The 21015-nt window shown below is 63.8% G+C and carries 14 protein-coding genes; 13 read left to right on the forward strand and 1 reads right to left on the reverse strand.

Going from position 1 to position 21015, the window contains the following annotated elements:
- The first annotated feature begins 282 nt into the window (after positions 1-282).
- From QFZ88_RS04140 to QFZ88_RS04155, 4 genes are all read left to right on the forward strand, one after another.
- Entirely contained in the window at positions 283-960 is a 678-nt protein-coding gene (locus QFZ88_RS04140) for a response regulator transcription factor (RefSeq protein ID WP_024924608.1), read from the forward strand.
- Positions 947-2305, forward strand: a complete 1359-nt coding sequence (locus QFZ88_RS04145; RefSeq protein WP_024924607.1) for a sensor histidine kinase — start codon at positions 947-949, stop codon at positions 2303-2305. The genes QFZ88_RS04140 and QFZ88_RS04145 overlap by 14 nt, the downstream gene beginning before the upstream one ends.
- A 381-nt stretch (positions 2306-2686) precedes the next feature.
- Positions 2687-3754 carry a porin gene (locus QFZ88_RS04150; RefSeq protein WP_024924606.1) on the forward strand — a complete coding sequence of 356 codons (1068 nt, stop codon included), beginning with the start codon at positions 2687-2689 and terminating at the stop codon, positions 3752-3754.
- Positions 3755-4165: 411 nt separating this feature from the next.
- A complete protein-coding gene (locus tag QFZ88_RS04155; protein WP_244434273.1) occupies positions 4166-10837 on the forward strand; it encodes an autotransporter outer membrane beta-barrel domain-containing protein in 6672 nt (2223 codons plus the stop codon).
- A 112-nt stretch (positions 10838-10949) separates the two neighbouring features.
- Here QFZ88_RS04155 and QFZ88_RS04160 read toward each other — a convergent pair whose 3' ends face one another.
- The gene (locus tag QFZ88_RS04160) at positions 10950-11708 is read right to left on the reverse strand and encodes an SDR family NAD(P)-dependent oxidoreductase (protein WP_024924604.1); all 759 of its coding nucleotides are present in this window, start codon (positions 11706-11708) and stop codon (positions 10950-10952) included.
- A 155-nt stretch (positions 11709-11863) separates the two neighbouring features.
- On the opposite strand from QFZ88_RS04160, the gene QFZ88_RS04165 reads away from it, so the two are divergent.
- The 9 genes from QFZ88_RS04165 (at position 11864) to QFZ88_RS04205 (ending at position 21005) form a co-directional block, all read left to right on the forward strand.
- Entirely contained in the window at positions 11864-13273 is a 1410-nt protein-coding gene (locus QFZ88_RS04165) for an aldehyde dehydrogenase family protein (RefSeq protein WP_024924603.1), read from the forward strand.
- Positions 13251-14060 carry an N-formylglutamate amidohydrolase gene (locus QFZ88_RS04170; protein ID WP_161773042.1) on the forward strand — a complete coding sequence of 270 codons (810 nt, stop codon included), beginning with the start codon at positions 13251-13253 and terminating at the stop codon, positions 14058-14060. Before QFZ88_RS04165 ends, QFZ88_RS04170 begins: the two co-directional genes overlap by 23 nt.
- A gap of 83 nt (positions 14061-14143) precedes the next feature.
- Positions 14144-14716, forward strand: coding sequence for a helix-turn-helix domain-containing protein (locus QFZ88_RS04175; protein ID WP_244431116.1), 573 nt, complete (start codon positions 14144-14146; stop codon positions 14714-14716).
- Between the two features lie 176 nt (positions 14717-14892).
- Entirely contained in the window at positions 14893-15618 is a 726-nt protein-coding gene (locus QFZ88_RS04180) for an ABC transporter ATP-binding protein (protein ID WP_024924600.1), read from the forward strand.
- A gap of 44 nt (positions 15619-15662) precedes the next feature.
- Positions 15663-16817 (forward strand): ABC transporter substrate-binding protein, encoded by a 1155-nt coding sequence (locus QFZ88_RS04185; RefSeq protein WP_024924599.1) that lies wholly within the window; start codon positions 15663-15665, stop codon positions 16815-16817.
- Positions 16818-16870: 53 nt separating this feature from the next.
- The gene (locus QFZ88_RS04190) at positions 16871-17575 is read left to right on the forward strand and encodes an ABC transporter ATP-binding protein (RefSeq protein ID WP_024924598.1); all 705 of its coding nucleotides are present in this window, start codon (positions 16871-16873) and stop codon (positions 17573-17575) included.
- A gap of 7 nt (positions 17576-17582) precedes the next feature.
- Positions 17583-18482 carry a branched-chain amino acid ABC transporter permease gene (locus tag QFZ88_RS04195; RefSeq protein WP_024924597.1) on the forward strand — a complete coding sequence of 300 codons (900 nt, stop codon included), beginning with the start codon at positions 17583-17585 and terminating at the stop codon, positions 18480-18482.
- 1 nt (position 18483) lies between these two features.
- Complete coding sequence (locus tag QFZ88_RS04200) at positions 18484-19575, forward strand: branched-chain amino acid ABC transporter permease (RefSeq protein ID WP_244431117.1); 1092 nt, start codon at positions 18484-18486, stop codon at positions 19573-19575.
- 35 nt (positions 19576-19610) lie between these two features.
- Positions 19611-21005, forward strand: a complete 1395-nt coding sequence (locus QFZ88_RS04205; protein WP_024924595.1) for a glutamine synthetase family protein — start codon at positions 19611-19613, stop codon at positions 21003-21005.
- The last annotated feature ends 10 nt before the right edge of the window (positions 21006-21015 follow it).

Here is a 21015-nt window from a genome sequence, read left to right on the forward strand (position 1 = left end):
GATGACGCAAATGTGGCAGATGCGTAGGAAATGCAGAACATGACGAAATCCGTCTCCGAACACCCGGCGAAGGTTCGTGCCGTTGGTTCTCCGCGTTTCTAGCCGGGAATACAGCCCCGGCGCCAACGCCGGCACGGCAGCGCCACCGTAGACGGCGTCGAGCGGGAACACCCGCCGGTCCAAGGTTTCATTGAGACAGGGCTGTTCTGGCTCCGCCGGCAGCCCACCGAATTTCGAGGTCATCCACGCCCGGGTAAACCAGGCCAGATGAGAGCCTTTGCAATGAGAATTCTCCTAGTCGAAGATGATGAGCAGATCAGCCAGTATATTGAAAACGGATTGAAATCCTCCGGTCACGTCACTGACGTGCTGAAGGACGGACGCGATGCATTGCTGGTGGGATTGCGGGAGCCATACGATGTGGCGATCGTTGATCGCATGCTGCCGGGGCTCGACGGGTTGTCGCTGGTTCGAGGCTTGCGCGGCGCCGGTGGCAAGGTGCCGGTCATTTTCCTGACCTCGATGGGCGGGGTCAACGATCGCGTCGAAGGTCTCGAAGCGGGAGCAGACGACTATCTCGTCAAACCCTTCGCGTTCTCCGAACTCCTGGCACGCATCAATGCGCTGAACCGTCGCCCGCCTATCGCCGCCGAAAAGGCGAAGTTGCGCGTCGCCGATCTGGAACTCGACCTGTACAGCCGGCTGGCGCACCGGGGCGGCACGATAATCGAACTTTTACCGCGCGAGTTCGCCCTGCTCGAACTCCTCATGCGCAATGAAGGCCGCATCCTGACCAAGACGATGCTGCTGGAGCGCATCTGGAACTTCAATTTCGATCCGCAGAGCACGGTCGTGGAGACGCATATCAGCCGGCTGCGCGCCAAGATCGACAAGCCATTCAACCCGCCGCTGCTGCACAACACCCGCAACACCGGCTACAGCATCCATGGCCAGCGCTAGCATTGCGCGGAGCACGTCGCTCCGGCTCGCCGCCTTCTACACCTTGTTGTTCCTGCTCTCTTTCCTCGGCGCCAATGTGGTGGGCTACAACATGGTCGCCACCTATCTCTACGAGCGCCTCGACGCCAATGTCACGGAGCGCTTCAGGGAAATAGCCTCGGCTTACGACACAAGCGGCATCGACGGTGCGGTCGCCATGGTGCAGAGCCATGGTCCGGCCATCCGCGGCCAGGAAACGCTTTATACGCTGAAGGACGCCGACAATGTCGTTCTGGCCGGCAACATCGATATGGCCGATGTGCCGCCCGGCTTTTCCACGCGCGCTCCGACAAGCCACAATCGGCCCCTCGCCAACTACCGGCTCTACCGAAAGGCCCTTGGCAACTACGATTTGACGGTTGGCATAAGCTACGACGACACCAACCGGTTGCGCCGGATCGCGCTGGTCAGCTTCGGCTGGGCGACGGCCATCGTCCTGGCTGCCGGTCTTGGCGGCGGTGCCGTGCTGGCATTTCGCACGCGCCGACGAATCGGCCGGCTGTCCCAGGCAATGAAAGCCGTTGGCGCCGGCGAGCTCTCCAGACGCCTGCCGGTTTCCTCGCGCCGCGATGACATCGATATGTTGGCGATGGAGGTGAACGACGCGCTCGGGCAACTGCAGGCCAGTGTCGCCGCCATGACGCAGGTCACCACCGACATCGCCCATGACCTCAAGACCCCGATAGGCAGGCTGTTTCTGACGCTGGAAACCGCGCTCGAATGCGGCGATCACTCGGCCACGAGACCGCTTCTTGAAAAGGCGATGGAGGAAGTCACCCGCATCACCGGCACTTTCGAAGGATTGCTGCGCATATCCCAGATCGAATCCGGTGCGCGCCGGTCGCGATTTGCCCAGGTCAATCTTGCCGAGCTTGTCAGCGATATCCACGACATCTATCGCGATATCGCCGTCGACGCCGGCCGGCTGCTCGACCTGAGCGACGACCATCACGACGTCCCCTCATGGGTGTGGGGCGATATCGACCTGCTCAAGCAGATGTGTGTCAATCTTCTCGTCAACGCGATGCGCCACACGCCGCAAGGCGCGCGGATCGTCATCGGTCTTGCCGCCGAAGCGGACGCCCTCATCCTCATCGTCAGCGACAACGGCCCGGGAATTCCAGAGGAAGAGCGAGACAAGGTCTTCAAGCGCTTCTATCGCCTGGAGAAAAGCCGGACGACCGAAGGCACCGGGCTTGGGCTTAGCCTCGTCAAGGCGATCTCGGACATGCATGGCGCGGTCATAACACTGACGGACAACAGACCGGGCCTCGTGGTCTCGATCGCTTTTTCGAAAGCATCCTAGGATCGGGCGAAAAAATCCGCCCGTGGAGGTCAGGCACACGGGCGGATAGTTAGGCACGCATTTGGCAATGCATCGTCATTGAGACGCCCCTATCTACGACCGTGGCTTTGAGCCTGTTTGAGATGGAATATACAAATCCGCAAACGTGACAGGCGACAGGTGATCAACCTCTTCGTCCCGCAAACCCGTCTGCGAAAACGAACCGTCGGAAGCCGGCAAATTATGTGGCGAGCCGGCAACACCTGCATCGCCACGGCAAAACCCAAGCCCAGTCTTGCAGATATGTAAACTTCGTGTTCGCCGCCGGAAAATCCCCTGCCCGCAGATCAATTCGACCGCACCGAGAACCGGTCCGGCAAACTCGAATTGAAAAGGTGGGAAATGAGAAAATCTCTAATGTTGGCCGCGCTTGCCGCGTCGACGGCAAGCATCGGCAGCGCCTATGCGGCCGACCCGACGGTCATTGCCGAACCCGAGCCGGCGGAGTTTGTGAAGACCTGCGACGTTTACGGCGTCGGGTTCTTCTACATCCCCGGCACGGAAACCTGTCTGCGCCTTAGCGGTTATGTTCGCTACGACATCGGCGTCGGCAAAAATCTGGGTTCGGATGTCGACGGCGACGGTCTCGGCGACACCTACTACAAGCGCGCTCGGTTCGCCTTGAAGACGGACGCGCGCAGCCAGACGGAACTCGGCGAACTCCGGGCCTATGCCCAGATCAATTTCGACCGCGACACCAATGGTTCGATCTGGAACTACAATACGTTCGGCTCGCCGGTCGCCGACAACCTCTACATCAACCACGTCTACATGCAGCTCGGCGGGTTCCGGGTGGGCATGACCGATTCCGTCTTCACCACATTGACCGACTATGCCGGCAACGTCATCAATGACTGGCTGCTCGGCTACGGTCCGTTCCGCACCAACCAGATCTCATACACCTACACGGGCGGCAACGGCTTTGCCGCGACCGTCGCCCTCGAACAGGGTGCCGGCGGCTACACGATCGACAACTACGTGCCGCATGTCGTCGGCGGCGTGTCGCTCACGCAAGGCTGGGGCCGCGCGATGGCCGTCGCTGCCTATGACAGCGTCAACGAGGTGTGGGCGGGCAAGGCGCGCGTCGACGTCAAGGTCACCGACATGGTCACGCTGTGGGCGATGGCCGGCTACAAGTCCGACAAGAACGTACCGAACTACTACGGCAACTGGGAAGGCTCATGGGCGGTTTGGGGCGGCGGTACGGCCAAGGTCAATGAAAAGACCAGCCTCAACATGCAGTTGGCCTATGACGCCGGCAAGGAATTCGTCGCCGTGGCGAATGTCTCGCGCGAGGTGGTACCCGGTTTCTATGTGACGCCTGAACTCGTCTACACCAGCAAGATTGGCTACATCGCCAACGGCAAGGGTTCAGTCGGCGGCTTCCTCCGCTTCGAGCGCGATTTCTAAGTTCGCTACATGATTTACGGCCCGCAGCTCTCTAGAGCCGCGGGCCATTTTCCTGTCGCCGCCACCCGCAAGGGAGGTGCAAGCAAACGCGTCGATTTAGATAAAGGTCGATAGAGGGTTGTCCGGAGCATCTGCGGACAGCATGTCAAACTTCGCCAGCCAAAATACACCAAAAGGTTGAATCTGAAGATGTCGGCGACGAACGATATTAAGTATCAATATTAGTACATAAAAATGTTATTTATCACTAATATAGAGTTTTCTAAACTTAAATAACCTATACTTTTTCTACATTTAAACATTGCTTGCCTTTCACCTCGTGGCTAATAGTTCCTTGGCAGGGACTCACCACAGGTTGAAGGAACATCCATGAGGCGCGTTCGGCACCGGGTCATCTGGTCGACAACATTCTTGAGCGGTATTGCGGGACTGTCTTCGGGCGTTTTGCTCGTCCCGACTGAAGCCTTGGCGAACTGCACGACCACCGGCGGCGTCACCACTTGCGACACGACCAGCCCCAATCCCTACACGACGCGCGTCGGAACCGGTCAGAGCGACAGCAACCGCACTATTACGGTCAACAGCGGCGCGACCGTCAACACCACCAACAACAACGCCATCAGCCTCGGCGACAACGCCAACATTACCGTCAACGGGACGGTCAGCAACACCGCCAACACCCCCAATGGCGGCGGCACGGCGGGCACCGGCAACAACACGGTCGAGTTCAGGAGCAACAGCACACTCACCATCAACGCAGGCGGCTCCATCATCGCCTCCGGCACCTCGACCAATTCGGAAGCGATCAACCCGACCGGCTTCGGCAACACCATTCTCAACTACGGGCTGATCCAGGCCACCAACAGCGCTGCGATCTGGTTCGAGGACAGCTTCACGGGCGCCAAGAACGTCGTCGACAACTACGGCACGATCCAGAGGGTCGGCGGCGGTGCCGTGATGGGCAGCAGCGGCAATTCCGGCATCACCTTTTACAACCGCACCGGCGCCAAGATCCTCGGCAACCTCTCCTTCAGCGGCGGCAATGACGACCTCATCTTCGAGGCCGGGTCGACCGCGTCCGGCGGCATCAATGGCGGTGGCGGCGTCAACAATCTCACCCTGCAGGGTGCTGCGGGATCGAACGACACGCTGCCCGGCAGCATCGTCAATTTCAGCACACTGACCAAGGACGGGCTTGGCCAGTGGACGGTCTCCGGCAGCCTGAGCGGCTTCACCATCGTAACGGTCAAGAACGGCGTGTTGGCGCTGACCGGAAACAATGCCGGCTATACCGGCAACCTGGTCGTCAATCCGACCGGCATCCTCGAGGCGCGGGCGCAAAGCCTGCCGACAAAGACGCCGGCCTCCGCCAACGTCAACAATGTCCAGAATGACGGGCTGGTACGTTTCACCCAGACCGACAACGGCACCTATACCGGCCAGATCACCGGCGCGGGCTCAGTGGTGAAGCTGGGCGCCGGCGTTTTGACGCTGACGCCCGCGGCACCCGCCGGCAACACCTTTCTGGGCGGCCTTTCGATCAACCAGGGGACGGTGGCGGCTGCCGCCGACAATGCGCTGGGCGCCGCCTCCGGCGGGCTCACCTTCAATGGTGGCACGCTGCAGCTGAACAGCAGCTTCGATCTCGCGAACAACCGTGCCGTCACGCTGAATTCGGCCGGCGGCACCATCGACACGCAGGGTTTCCAGTCGACCGTGAACCAGGGCATCACCGGCTCCGGCTCCCTCACCAAGGCCGGTTCCGGCACGCTTGTCCTCAACGGGGCCAACAGCTATGCCGGCGGTACCGTCATCAATGACGGCGTGGTCCGGGTTTCCAACGACGGCAATCTGGGTGCTGTGTCCGGCGGTGTCACCTTCAATGGCGGCACGCTGCAGCTCAACAGCAGTTTCGACCTGAACAACGGCCGGGCGATTACCCTCAATGCGCCTGGCGGCACCATTGACACGCAGGGCTTCCAGTCGACGGTCAGCCAGCCGATCACCGGTGCCGGCGCGCTCACCAAGGCGGGAAGTGGCACGCTGACGCTGACCGGCGCCAACACTTACAGCGGCGGCACGACGATCTCGGCCGGCACGTTGCAGCTCGGCAATGGCGGTGCTTCCGGTTCCATCGCCGGCAATGTCACCAACAACGGCACGCTGACCTTCAACCGGTCCGATGCGTTCACCTTCGGCAACACCATTTCCGGCAGCGGTACGGTCCAGCAGATCGGTTCGGGCATCACCACGCTTACCGGCACCAACAGCTACGCTGGAATAACCACCGTCGCCGCCGGCACGCTGATCGTCAACGGCGACCAGACCGCCGCCACGGGCGCGACGACGGTCAATGCAGGCGCCACCATCGGCGGCACCGGCATCATTGGCGGCAGCGTGACTGTGGCGAACGGTGCCACGCTGGCACCCGGCAATGTCGGAACGGTGCCCGGGGCATTGACGATCAAGGGTTCGCTCGGACTGAACCAGACCTCGAACCTCAATTACAATTTCGGCCAGGCCGATGTCGTCGGCGGTCCCTTCAACGATCTCACCACGGTTGGCGGCGACCTGACGCTCGACGGCAAGCTGAACGTCAACCTGACGCCCGGCGGCTCCTTCGATCCCGGCATCTATCGCATCATCAACTACACCGGCGCGCTGACCAACAACACGCTGGACATCGCCAGCCTGCCGCCGGGCACGCCGCCGAACACCTTCTTCGTGCAGACCTCGGTGGCCAAACAGGTCAACCTCGTCAATACGGCGGGGCTGCAGCTCAATTTCTGGGACGGCACCCTCGGCCCGAAGAACAACGGCGCGGTCAATGGCGGCAACGGCACCTGGCAGAATGCCGGCGGCCTGGACAACTGGACGGATCAGCCGGGCACGGTCAACGCCCCCTGGAACGACAGCGCCTTCGCCGTCTTCATGGCAACGCCCGGCACGGTGGCGGTCGACAACGGCAATGGCGCTGTGCGCGCCGCCGGCATGCAGTTCGCCAGCGACGGCTATGTCATCCAGGGCGGCGTGCTGACCCTGGTCGGCTCGCCATCCTCGACCATCAGGGTCGGTGACGGCACTGCAGCCGGCGCAGGCTATACGGCCACCATCAATTCCGTGCTCGCCGGGACGACCCAGCTGGTCAAGACCGATCTCGGCACGTTGGTGCTCAACGGCGCCAACACCTATACAGGCGGCACCGCCATCAATGGCGGCGTGCTGCAGGTGTCGAACGACGGCAATCTCGGCGCGGCCAGCGGCGGACTGACTTTCAATGGCGGCACGCTGCGCCTCGGCGCCAGCTTCGACCCCAACACCGGTCGCGCCATTACGCTGAATGCGCCGGGCGGCACCATCGACACGCAGACCTTCCAGTCAACGGTCAGCCAGGCGATCGCCGGCGCCGGCTCGCTCACCAAGACGGGAGCCGGCACGCTGACGCTGACCAACGCCAACAATTACAGCGGCGGCACGACGATCTCGGCCGGCACACTGCAGATCGGCAATGGCGGCACCTCCGGCTTCATTTTCGGCGATGTCACCAACAACGGCACCCTCGCCTTCAACCGCTCGGATACGATGACGTTCCCCGGCGTCATCTCCGGCACCGGCGCCGTCCAGCAGAACGGCACCGGCACCACCGTGCTCCTCAGCGACAGCAACTACAGTGGCGGCACGACGATTTCGGCCGGCACGCTGCAGCTCGGCAATGGCGGCACCTCCGGTTCCATTATCGGCGATGTCACCAACAATGGCACGCTCGCCTTCAACCGCTCCAGCGCCTTCACCTTCGGCGGTGTGATTTCGGGCGCGGGCGCGATCCAGCAGATCGGCTCGGGCGTCACCACGCTCACCGGAACCAACAGCTATACCGGAACAACAACGGTGGCGGCCGGCACGCTGATCGTCAATGGCGACCAGACCGCCGCCACGGGCGCAACGACAGTCAACACGGGCGCCACCATCGGCGGTACCGGCATCATCGGCGGCGACGTGACAGTGCTCGATGGCGGCACGCTCGCGCCTGGCAATGTCGGTACCACCCCCGGCACCTTGAACATCAAGGGTTCGCTCAACCTCAACCAGGCCTCCAACCTCAATTACAATTTTGGCCAGGCCAATGTCGTTGGCGGCCCGCTCAACGACCTCACCACGGTCGGCGGCAATTTGACGCTCGACGGCAAGCTGAACGTCGACCTGACGCCCGGCGGCTCCTTCGATCCCGGCATCTATCGCGTCATCAGCTATAACGGTGCGCTGACCAACCATGGGCTGGACATCGCCAGCCTGCCGCCCGGCACGCCGCCGAACACCTTCTTCGTGCAGACTTCGGTTGCTCAACAGGTCAACCTTGTCAACACCGCCGGCCTCCAACTGACCTTCTGGGATGGCGATGCCGGCCCCAAGAACAACGGCGCGGTCAATGGCGGCAACGGCACCTGGCAGAATGCGGGTGTACAGGACAATTGGACGGAACAGAGCGGCGCGCTCAACGCTCCGTGGCAGGACAGCGGTTTCGCCGTTTTCATGGCAACGCCAGGTACCGTGGCGGTCGACAACGGCAATGGCGCGGTACGCGCCACCGGCATGCAGTTCGCCAGCGGCGGCTATGTCATCCAGGGCGGTGTGTTGACGCTTGTTGGCTCACCGTCCTCCACCATCAGGGTTGGCGACGGCACCGCAGCCGGCGCTGGTTACACCGCCACAATCGATTCCGTGCTCGATGGCGCAACCCAGCTCGTCAAGACCGATCTCGGCACGCTTATCCTCAACGGTGCCAACACCTACAGCGGCGGCACTGCCATCAATGGCGGTGTGCTGCAGGTGTCGAACGACGGCAATCTTGGCGCGACGACGGGTGGGCTCACCTTCACTGGCGGCACACTGCGCCTCGGCGCCAGCTTCGACATCGGAGCCCCACGTGCCATCACTCTCAATGCGCCCGGCGGCACCATCGACACGCAGGCCTTCCAGTCAACCGTCGGCCAGGGCATCACCGGTGCCGGTGCGCTCACCAAGACGGGAACCGGCACGCTGACGCTGACCGGCGCCAACACCTATAGCGGCGGCACGACGGTCTCGGCCGGCACGCTGCAGCTCGGCAATGGCGGCACTTCCGGCTCGATCGTCGGCAATGTCACCAACAACGCCACGCTCGCCTTCAACCGTTCGGATACGTTTACCTATGCCGGCGTCATCTCCGGCACTGGAGCGGCGCAGCAGAACGGCACCGGCACCACGGTGCTCACCGGAACCAACACCTATGCCGGCGGCACGACGATTTCGGCCGGCACGCTGCAGCTCGGCAATGGCGGCACTTCCGGCTCCATCACCGGCAATGTCACCAACAACGGCACGCTCGCCTTCAACCGCTCCGACGCGTTCTCCTTCGGCAACGGCATTTCCGGATCGGGCGGCGTAAGCCAGATCGGCTCCGGCGTGACGACGCTGACCGGTGTCTCCACCTATACCGGGCCGACCACGGTCGCCGCCGGCACGCTGGCCCCGGGCGCCGCCAACATCTTCAGCGCGGCCTCCGCCTTCTCCGTTCTTTCCGGCGGCACCCTGGCGTTGCAGGATCTCGACCAGACACTGGCCTCGCTCGCCAATGCCGGTACGGTCGATCTCGGCGGCACCAAGACCGGGACGACGCTCACCGTCGCCGGGAACTATCTCGGCAATGGCGGCACGGTCCAGCTTGCCACCCAGCTTGGCGGCGACAATTCGCCAACCGACAAACTGGTGATCAATGGCGACAGCACCGGCTCCAGCCTGTTGAAGGTGATCAATGCGGGTGGTCTCGGCGCGCCGACGGCGCAAGGCATCAAGCTTGTTCAGATCGACGGCGCTTCGAGCGGCAAGTTCTCGCTGGTCGGGGATTTCACCTTCAATGGCAGCCCGTCGATCGTTGCCGGCGCCTATGCCTATCGCCTGTTCCAGGGCGGGTCGTCGACGCCGGCGGACGGCGACTGGTATCTGCGTTCGCAGCTGAAGCCGACGCCACCCTTCCCACCCATCCCGCCGGGTCCGGATCCTGAGCCTGAACCCCAGTACAATCCGGGCGTTCCGGTCTACGAGGTCTATCCGCAACATCTGCTGGCCATGAACGGCCTGCCGACCCTCCAGCAGCGCGTCGGCAACCGCTACTGGAGCGATGCCGGCGCCAATGTCGTGGCGCAGGGCGCGGACGCGCCGGCACAGAACCCGGCGCCGGACGGCGTCAATCCGACCTATACCGAGAACCGTGCCTTCTGGGGACGCAGCGAAGGCTCGCATGCGAGCATCGATCCGGCGGTCTCGACCAGCAATGCCAGCTACGACCAGAACATCTTCCGCCTGCAGGCCGGTCTGGATTTGCTTGTGGCGGAAAACGAGGCGGGCCGACTGCTCGGCGGCATCACGCTGCATTATGTCCACGGCAAGACCGACGTCACCGCCCCCAGCGGCGATGGCAGCATCTCCACCGACGGCTACGGCTTTGGCGGCACGTTGACCTGGTACGGCAATGACGGGTTCTATGTCGACGGCCAGGCGCAAGTGACCTGGTACAACAGCGATCTCGCTTCGTTCACCGCCGCCCGGTCGCTGACTTCCGGCAATGACGGTTTTGGTTACGCCTTGTCGCTGGAGACCGGAAAACGCTTCCAGGTCGGCGAAGGCCTGACGCTGACCCCGCAGGCACAGCTGATCTATTCGCGTGTCAACTTCGACAGCTTCGTCGACCCGTTCGGGGCCGGCGTGTCGCTTCAGGACGGAGACAGCCTGCGCGGCCGGCTGGGCCTTTCGCTCGATCGCGAAAACTCATGGACCGCGGAGAACGGCACACTCACCCGCAGCCATGTCTACGGCCTCACCAATCTGCATTATGAATTCCTGCAGGGCACCCGCGTCGACGTCGCCAGCGTCGATTTTTCGAACCGCTCCGACAGATTGTGGGGCGAAATCGGCCTCGGCGGCTCTTACAACTGGAACGACGACAAATATTCGATCTATGGCGAAGGTTCCGTCGCGACCAGCCTCGCCCATTTCGGCGACAGCAACACGATCAAGGGCTCGCTTGGGTTCAGGGTGAAGTGGTAATGCGAACGGCCGGACTGCAAAGTCCGGCCGATATCGTTCGCGCTATTTGGTCGGACCGGCTCGCGACATGGCTGGGCCTGGGTCTTCGGCGGTTACCTAGCCTTCTTACCCCTCACATCCGCATCAGCAAACCGCCGTCGACGGCGAGTTCGATACCGGTGATGTAGCTTGCAGCGTCCGACAACAGAAACAGCGCCGCGCTGGCCATGTCCTGCGGCGTGCCGATGCGGCCGAGCGGCGCGTAGTTGGCGACGGCCTGGCGTTTTTCCTCGGTGTCCCAGCGCGCCTGCAGCGGCGTCAGCGCCATGCCGGGGCAGATGGCGTTGGAGCGGATGCGCTCGGCCGCCAGTTGCATGGCCAGCGACTTCGACAGCGCGCAGACGCCGGCCTTCGAGGCCTGGTAGGCATCCTGGGGAGCCGGGTCGCCGCGATACCACTGGATGGTCGAGAAATGCACCATCGCGCCGCCGCGGCCTGTCGAGCGCATCAGCGGCACTGCCGCCCGCGCGGTGTGGGCAAAGGATTTGAGGTTGATGTCGAAGACCTGGTCCCATACGTCGAGGTCCATGTCCAGCACCGACCTGTCGCGGCCGAACCACAACACGCCGGCGACATTGGCGAGATAGTCGACGCCGCCACGCGCCTTTCCGGCCGAACCGATCGCGTCGCGGACAAAGGCCTCGTCTGTGAGGTTGCCCTGCGCATAGGTCAATCGATCGCCATGGCCCGACAGCGACGCCGGGCGCTCCTTGACGTCGATGGCGGTGACCGCAGCACCGGATTCAAGCAGCGCCAGCGCGATCGCCTCGCCCATGCCGCCGCCGGCACCGGCAACGACCGCATGCCTACCGGTGAAATCGAACTCGATCATTAATACCCCCTCCTCTGCTGTCGGCCGTGCGCCGTTAAGCGGACAATAGGAGCGCGTGTTGAATCCATCAAGCCGGAATAGAAAAAATTTGCCAAAATGGAAAATAGCGATATCGTACCGGACATGAACCCTCCCATCCGGCGGATATCAAGACCATGAACCTGCGCACCGACATCCGGGCTTTTTCCGTTACATCTCCCGTCGACGGCTCCATCTATGCTCGGCGCAGCTATGCCGACGGCGCCGCCATCGAGGCGACGCTCGCCAAGGCGCGCGCGGCACTAAAACCCTGGCAACGGACGCCGCTGGCGGAGCGGCTGGCGATCCTGCTCAGGTTCGGCGAGGAGATGAAGGCGCGTTCCGCCGAGCTTGCCAAAATGGTGGCCTGGCAGATCGGCCGCCCGCTCTGGCAGGCCGACGAAACGCCGCGTCTGGCACTGGTCGGCCAACTTCTGGCCGACATCGCCGGCGAGACGCTGGCCGAGCGACCCTACCCTTCCGACGACACCATCCGCCGCTATGTGCGCCCGGCCCCCGGCGGGCTTCATCTTTCGATCTGCGCCTGGAACTATCCGACGGCGATGCTCGGCTATCTGGTGACGGCGCCGCTCGCCGCCGGCAATGTAGTGATCTTCAAGCATTCGCCGCAGACCCCGCTGATCGCCGAAGTGGCTGAAGAAGCTTTCCGCGCCGCCGGCGGGCCCGACGGCGTGTTCCAGAGCCTGCATCTAGACCATGCCGACGCCGAACGGCTGATCGCTTCCGGCGCCTTCAACGCGGTCAATTTCATCGGCTCGGTCAATGGCGGAAGGCGCGTGCACGCCGCCGCCGCCGGGACGTTCACCCAGGTGCATCTCGAACTCGGCGGCAAGGACCCGACCTATGTGCGCGCCGATGCCGATCTTGAGGCCACGGTGGCGCAGATCGCCGAAGGCACCTACTCCAATGCGGGCCAGTCCTGCTGTTCGGTCGAGCGCATCTATGTCGACCGCGCCGTCCACGACCGCTTTGTCGACGCGCTGGTGGCGGAGACTGCGAAATGGACGATCGGCCACCCGATCGAGGACAAGCCGATGGTGGGACCGGTGGTGCGCGCGACCGCTGCCGAGACCATCCGCGGCATGGCCGAACAGGCCGTTCGCGCCGGCGCGCGGCGCCTGATGCCGGAAACCGGTGCGCAAAAGGCCGCCTTGCTCGGCGCCGCCTATGTCGCGCCGGAAGTGCTCGTCGGCGTCGACCATCACATGCAGATCATGCGCGACGAACTGTTCGGTCCGATCGCCTGCGTGCAGGCCGTGGATGGCGACGAACAGGCCATCGCCCTGATGAACGACAGCGAATACGGCCTCAGCGCCTCGATCTGGACGCAGGACATCGACCACGGCACGGCGCTGCTAGACCAGGTCGAGGCAGGCACGGTCTACCTCAACCGCTGCGACCACGCCGATCTCTATCTGCCCTGGGGCGGTATCAAGAACTCCGGCATGGGCCGCACCAATGGCGGCGCTGGCCTTATCGAGTCGACGGCAGCGAAGTCCTATCATGTCCGCTCCGTCATCGCCTGATATGCGCCTGGAAAGACACGAGGCAGCAGCGCTGGCGGCAGCAGCCGTCGACTGCCTGCTGCCGCAGGCGGCGAGCCCTTATTTGCTGATCGCCGAGCATGCCGGCAACAAGGTACCGGCGCCGTGGCGCGACCTTGGTCTCACCGCGCCCTTTCTCGAAACCCATTTCGCGGTCGATATCGGCATCGACGCATTGACCCGGCGACTATCGCAGCGCCTCGTGGCGCCGGCGGTGATCGCGCGCTATTCACGGCTTTTCCTCGACTACAATCGACCCGTCGACGAATGGGATCACATGCGCCCAGACCTCGGCGGCATCCCGGTTCCGGGCAACCTCGATGTAAGCGAGGAAGATCGTGACCTACGCCGGCAGGTCGGCTGGGAGCCGCTGGAACAGGCGATCGCCGACGGCGCCGTCGACCGCAGGGCCCTCGTCTCGATCCATTCCTTCACGCCGGTGATGGGCGGCGTTCGGAGGGATGTCGATATCGGTATTCTGTGGCGCGAGCCGTCGCCCTTCGTCTCGGCCATGCTGGAAACGGTTCGCGAGAAGAGCAAGGCCGCCGGCCTCACGATGGGCGACAACGAACCCTACGATTGGCGCCAGGCGATCGGCTACACGTTGAACCGGCACGGCCTGCAACAGCAGCGGCCTTGCCTTTATCTCGAAGTGCGCAACGACCTGCTCGTCAGGCCCGACCGTCTCGAACAGGTGGTGGGCGTGCTCGGCGACAGTCTTTGCGAGATTGCGAAAACGCTATGGCCGGACCCCGCGATAGCCGTCTAAGCGCTGGACGCCCGGAAGCGGCCTCGCTACAGCTTGTCGAAATGGAAACACGACAGCCAAGGGCGCGGACCATGCAGGGCAATGTGGGATCCAAGATCCGGGACGCGCGCAAGCAGCACAACATCACGCTGCGCGAACTCAGCGAGCGCTCCGGCCTCTCGGTCTCGCAATTGTCCAAGCTGGAAAACGGCAAGGCGCGGCTGACCGTCGATGTCGCGCTCACCATCGCTGGCGTGCTGCACGTACCGGTGGCATCGTTCCTGTTCAGCCCGAAACCCGGCATGCAGGCCAGGCGCTCGATCACCCGTGCCGGCAGTGGCGTGCTGCACGAGGGCAACGCCATGGTGTTCGAGGTGTTGTGCAGCGACTTTCGCGACAAAACCAATATCTTCTGGCGTGTCACGCTGCTGGCGAAATCGTTCGAGGAAAATGGCGGTTGGCGTAGCCATTCGGGCGAAGAATTCATCCATGTGCTGAGCGGCAGCCTGGAGTTGCACACCATTCACTACGACCCGGTCGTACTGCAGCCGGGCGACAGCATCCTGTTCGATGGCGAGATGCAACACGCCTATGTTTCGGTCGGCGACGAGCCGGCGATCATGCTGATGTCGAACACGGTTCCCCGCGACAGCGTTCCACTCGCCTCGGCCGGCTAACCGATGCGCCGGCGGCCTTGCCGGCACGAGCCGTCGTCACCGATTTTCCTGAACCGGCACAAATACTTTTTCTAAAATGGAAAAAAATGCTTGTTATGGAAAAGTTGCGAGTCTAGCATCCTGATCACCTGCCGAAGGGAGCAAACAGCCCACGGCCGGAATGGGAGGCGAAACCGATGTTGTCGGTGGAGGCAGTCAGCAAGACATTTGGCGGAGTACAGGCGTTGCGCCAGGCTTCGCTGTCCTGCGCTTCCGGCGAAATCCTCGGCCTAATCGGCCCCAACGGCGCCGGCAAATCCACGCTCGTCAATGCCATTTCAGGCGTGCTCAAGCCCGACGCGGGCAGCATCCGGCTGGCGGACCAGGAGCTGACCGGGCGCGGTCCCGAACATTGCGCCCGCGCCGGCATCGCCCGCACCTTCCAGAACATCCGCCTGTTCAAGGAACTGACTGTCCGCCAGAACGTCGAGGTTGCGCACATCACCTGCCGTGACGTGCGCCCTGACGCCGCCGGTCGCATCGATATCGATGCGTTGCTTGAACAGTATGAGCTCGGCAGTGCGGCCGACGCCCCCGCCGGCACGCTCTCCTACGGCAACCAGCGCCGCCTGGAGATTGCACGCGCGCTGGCGCTTGGACCTTCGCTTTTGCTTCTCGACGAGCCGGCCGCCGGCCTCAACGAGAGCGAGTCGGAAACGCTGGCCGAGGCGATCGAAGCCATTCGCCGCGATTTCGGCTGCGCCATCATCGTCATCGACCACGACCTGCGCTTCATCAACCGGCTCTGCGACCGGCTCTGCGTCATGGACCAGGGCCAGGTCATCGCATCTGGCGACACCGTCGAGGTCTGGCGCGATCCGCGTGTCATCGAGGTCTATGTCGGGCAATCGCAGCCGTCGTGACGATCCAGACATCCAGGATAACAAGAACAAGGGAGGGTTCGGAAATGGACAAATTGACTTTGGGAGCCGCCGTTCTGACAGCGGGCCTGTTCCAGGCGGCACATGCGGGCGCTGCCGAGCTGAAGATCGGGCTGGCGGTCGCCATGACCGGCACCTACGCACCTTACAGCGAGGCCGAAGGCGCGCGCTGCATGGCCGACAAATTGAACAAGGCGGCAAGCCCCGGCGATCCCAAGATCGAGCTGATGATCGAGGACAACCGTTCCGATCCGCAGCTCTCGGTCTCGCTCGGCCAGAAATTCCTCGATGCCGGCGCGCAGGTGATCACCGGCGTTCCCTTCCCCGACGCGCTGATCCCGACAGCCCAGATCGCGGCGCCCTATGGCGCGACCGTCTTCTCCGCACCCAACACGCAGCTGGAGATGCAGCAAGCCGGGCTCGACAACTTCATCGCCGGCGCGGTGCCGGACCCGATCAACGCCGCCGCGACCGCCAATGCCCTCTATGGCAAGGGCGCGCGGACCGTGGCGCTGCTGGTTTCACCCGATGCCGGTTCCTATTCCGAAAAACTGCCGGAATGGTTCGGCGAGGTGTTCGAACACAGCGGCGGCAAGGTCGTGTCCAAGCTCAATTATTCCTGGGGCACCACCGACTGGTCACCGCAGATCGCCTCGATCAAGGCGCTGCCGCAGAAGCCGGACGCCATCCACATCTGCGCCGTGCTGCCGGATGTCGGCATCCTGATCCGGCAACTGCGCGCCAATGGCTATGATGGCTGGGTGACCGGTTGCGATGCCTTCGACGACAAGTCGCTGGAAGGCACGGTGGGCAATGCCGCGGCGCTCGACAAGGTGATGTTCACTACCCATGGCGCCACCGGCATCGACGGCCCGATCGATCACTTCCTCGCCCAGTGCAAGGCCGACGGCTACAAGGTCAACGGCATCTTCGACGCGCTCGGCGCCGACATGGTGCAGGTGAGCTACGAGGCCGCGAAGAAGGCGGGCACGACCGAGCCGGCGGCGCTGCGCGAGGCGATTCGCGCGCCCGGCGGTTATGCCGGCACCACCGCGCCGACCATCTCGTTCGCCGAAAAGAAGGGTTATCCGGTCAAAGCGGTGCCGGTCATGGGCTTCGCCAATGGCAAGCGCGTGCTGATTACCGATACGCCGCCAACCTACGTTCCGGCCCTGAAGTAACGGACAGCCATCGCCATGCAGAGCCGCGCCGCACCACAAGCCTGGACCACGCCGTGCTGACGGTCGAGAACCTCTCCGTCCGGTACGGCGCGGTCGCGGCCGTGCGCGAGCTTTCGTTGACCATCGGGCGGGGCGAACTCGTCGCCCTGCTCGGCCCGAACGGCGCCGGCAAGAGCTCGACCATCAATGCGCTGACCGGGCTGGTCGCCGCCACGGCAGGCCGGATGGTGTTCGACGGCAAGGACATAACACGCGCGCGCACCGAGGACCGCATCCGCGCCGGCCTCACCTCGACGCCGGAAGGCAGGCACATCTTCGCCAATCTGACGGTGGGCGAAAACCTGCGGCTCGGCGCCGCGACACGGCGCGACCCCAAAGGCGTGCGCCAGGACACCGAGCGTTTCCTCTCGCTCTTTCCCGTTCTTGCCGAACGTTACGCGCAGGCCGCCGGCACCTTGTCCGGCGGCGAACAGCAGATGCTCGCCATCTCGCGCTCGCTGATGTCGCGGCCGAAGCTGCTCTTGCTCGACGAACCGTCGCTCGGGCTGGCGCCGCGCATCGTCGCCCAGATCTTCGACTTCATCGGCCAGCTGAAAAACGAAGGGCTGACGCTCCTGGTGGTGGAACAGAACGCCACGCAGGCGCTTCGCTTCGCCGACCGCGTCTATGTCGTGAGTTCCGGTTCGCTGCGTTATGACGGTCCGCCTGCGAAACTCGCCGACGAACACGGCCTCCTCAACCTTTATCTCGGCGGATAGGCGCGTCATGGACTATGTCTTGCAGCAATTGCTCAACGCGCTGGCCTTCGGCGCGGAATATTCGCTGGTGGCGCTCGGCCTCGCCGTCGTCTTCTCCATCATGGGCCTGGTCAATTTCGCCCATGGCGAGATCATCGGCGTCTCCGCCTACAGCGTCTTCCTGGCGGCCGCACTTGGCCTGACCTCGCCATTCGTGGCCGTGCTGCTCGCCGTCGCCTCAGCGGCTCTGGCGGCAATCGTCTTCGAACGTATCGCCTTCCGCCCGGTGCGCTACGCCCCGACCACAACCGGCCTGCTCACCGCTTTCGGCGTTTCGATCGTGGTGCAGAACCTGTTCATGCTTCTGATCTCGCCAAAGCCGCAGTCAGTCTCGATCCTCAACGGCCTCAACCAGATGTGGTTCTTCGGCCCGTTCGCGGTGTCGTCGCTGCAGGTGCTGGAACTCGTTGTCTCCGGCCTCACCATCCTGGCGCTGGTGCTTTTTCTCAACCGCTCGACGCTCGGGCTGGCCATCCGCGCCGCCTCTCGCGACTTCGCCACGGTGCGGCTGATGGGCATTCGCGCCAACCGGGTGATCGCCACCGCCTTCGCCATCTCCGGCGCGCTGGCTGGCATCGCCGCCGTGTTCATCCTGGCGCGCCGCGGTTCGGTCTCGCCCGATCTCGGCTTTGGCCTGGTGCTGAAGGCCTTCGTCGCCTGTGTCATCGGCGGCTTCGGCTCACTGGCGGGTGCTGCCGCCGGCGGCATGTTGCTCGGCTTCATCGAGGTCGGCCTGCTGGTGGCGCTGCCGCAGGAATATGGGGGCTTCAAGGACGCGCTGACCTACGTGATCATCGTCGCCCTGCTTGTCTACCGGCCGGAAGGCCTGCTCGGCCAGCGCATCGAGCTGGGCGACAAGGAGATCTGAGGTGACCCAGAGCGCAGAGACCATGCTTTCGCGTCCGTCGGGCGAAACCACGCAATCCGGCCACGCCATGTTGCGCCGCTCGCTGGCCGGCGGTCTCGTCACCGCCCTGCCGGTCGTGGTGATCGGTCTTGCCGTGCTTGGCCTGGCGCCGGCCTACTACACCCATCTGGCGCTGGCCGCCTTCGTCAACCTGATCGTCGTCGTCGGTCTGCAGGTCTTCATGGGCAACAGCAACATCGCCAATCTCGGCCACAGCGCCTTTGTCGGCATCGGGGCCTATGGCGTCGCCATCCTGTCGACGCCGCTGGCGATGAAGAAATTGTCGATCCCCAACGCGCCGTTCGGACTGGCCCTCGTCGAACTCAACCCGCTGCTTGCCGCCGTGCTGGCCTTGCTGGCCGTCGGCATTCTTGCGGCAATCAGCGGCAAGATCATCAGCCGGCTTTCCGGCGTCGCCGCCACCATCGTCAGCCTGGCGCTACTGATCATCGTGCATTCGGTGTTTTTGAACTGGACCGACTTGTTCAAGGGTAACCAGGCGTTTTTCGGCATTCCGAAAGTGGTCGACCTGCCGGCGATGCTGGTGGCATCGGTGGTCGTCATCGTCATCGCCCGCCTTTTCAAGGACAGCCGCTGGGGCCTGCAGCTGAGGGCCAGCGCCCAGAGCCCGCAGGCGGCCGCCGCCTTCGGTGTCGATGCCAGGCGCCTGCGCCTCGGCGCATGGGTTCTTTCGGCGCTGATCTGCGGGCTTGCCGGCGTGCTGTTCGCCTATTTCGCCGGCACGATCAGCCCGAAACTGTTCTACTTCCAGCAGATCTTCATGACGCTGGCCATGCTGATCCTGGGCGGCATGGCGACGGTGACGGGCGCGGTGACCGGCGTCATCGTGCTTTCGATCGGCCTCGAATTCATCCGCAGCATCGAATCCGGCGTCACCATCGCCGGTGTCCAGCTGCCGCAGCTGCTCGGCCTGTCCGGCGTGGCACTGGGTGTGGTCATCGTGCTTTGCATGGCGTTCCGCCCCGGCGGCATCAGCGGGCGGCTTGAGCTCGACGAGCAGCTCTACAGGCTTTTCAGGCGCAATCCCCGCTAGGCGGCGCCGACATTTTTCAGGGTGGAGGATATACGGTGGAGTTTCAGGACAAGGTTGCCGACTACGGGCCGAAACTCGAGGCGTTGCAGCGCAAGCTGGCATTGGACGGCGTCGAGTTCATCCAGGTGCATACGGTCGACACCTCGGGCGCGTTCCGCTCGAAGATCACCCCCTTGAAGCTGTCGCCCTATGGCGAGGCGATCAACGCCATCCTTTATTGCGTCGCCCATGGCGACGGCCAGCCCATGGGCGACGTCGCCTTCGCCTCGCCGACGGCGAACGAGGAAAACGGCTTTCCCAACATCAAGGGCATCATCGACCCGGCAACCGTGGTGCAGCACGGCTGGAAACCAGAATACGCCTCGGCGATCACCTTTTCCTACATGCTGGACGGGGCGCCCTGCCCTTATGACCCGCGCGGCGTTCTGGCCCGCGTCGAACAGCGCGCCGCCGCGCTCGGCTACGAACCGCGTTTCGCGCTGGAATACGAATTCGGTATCTTCCACGCCGACCACGACCTGATGCGCGCCGGCCGCTATCGCGAATTGAAGCCATGGGGCCACTCGCTGACCAATTACGACCTGGTGCGCAGCGGCGAATATCAGGATTTCGCCGCCGAGCTGATCCGCCGCATGAAAAGCATCGGCATCGGCATCGCCTCGCTGGTCACCGAATACGGCTTTGGCATGTATGAATATGCGCTGACGCCGAAGACGGCGCTGCAGGCGGCGGACGACGCCATGCGCGCCAAGCTGCATCTGCGCGAGCTTTGCGCCGAACGCGGGCTGGTCGCCACCTTCATGACCCGCTTCCAGCCGCCCGGCAAGGAAAGCGCCTGCGGCGCCCACCATCATGTCAGCCTGTGGAAAGACGGCCAGCCGGCCTTCGCCGCCGGCCCCAACCGGCTGACGCCGGTCGCCGAGAAATTCCTGGCCGGCGTGCTGAACCGCATGCAGGAAACACACCTGCTGTTTCGGCCGACCGTCAATTCCTACCGCCGCTTCGATCGCGGCGCCTGGTCACCGGAGGACGTCGCCTGGGGCTTTGAGAACCGCACCGCGCCGATCCGGGCCATCACCACGCCCAATGACGGGGCATGCCGCTTCGAGCATCGCGCGCCCGGCGCCGACATCAACCCGTATCTGTCGGTTGCCGCTATCCTGGCGGCCGGCTGCGAAGGCATTGAAAAAGACCTGCCGCTGGAAGCGCCGGTAAGCGGCGACCTGGCCAAGCTGGACAAGCCGAAGCTGCCGCGCACGCTGAACGCCTCGATCGACGCCTTCGCCAACTCGGACTTCTGCGCCGAAGCCTTTGGCGAGGCCTTCCGCGACAATTACGTGGAAAGCCGCCGCGCCGAACAGGCCGCCTTCGAGGCCTGGCAGGCCTCGCACATCACCGATTTCGAGTGGCAGCGCTATTTCGTCAATTGACGCGCGATGA

This window comes from Mesorhizobium sp. YL-MeA3-2017 (genome assembly GCF_030814575.1).
GTDB classification, from domain to species: domain Bacteria; phylum Pseudomonadota; class Alphaproteobacteria; order Rhizobiales; family Rhizobiaceae; genus Mesorhizobium; species Mesorhizobium terrae.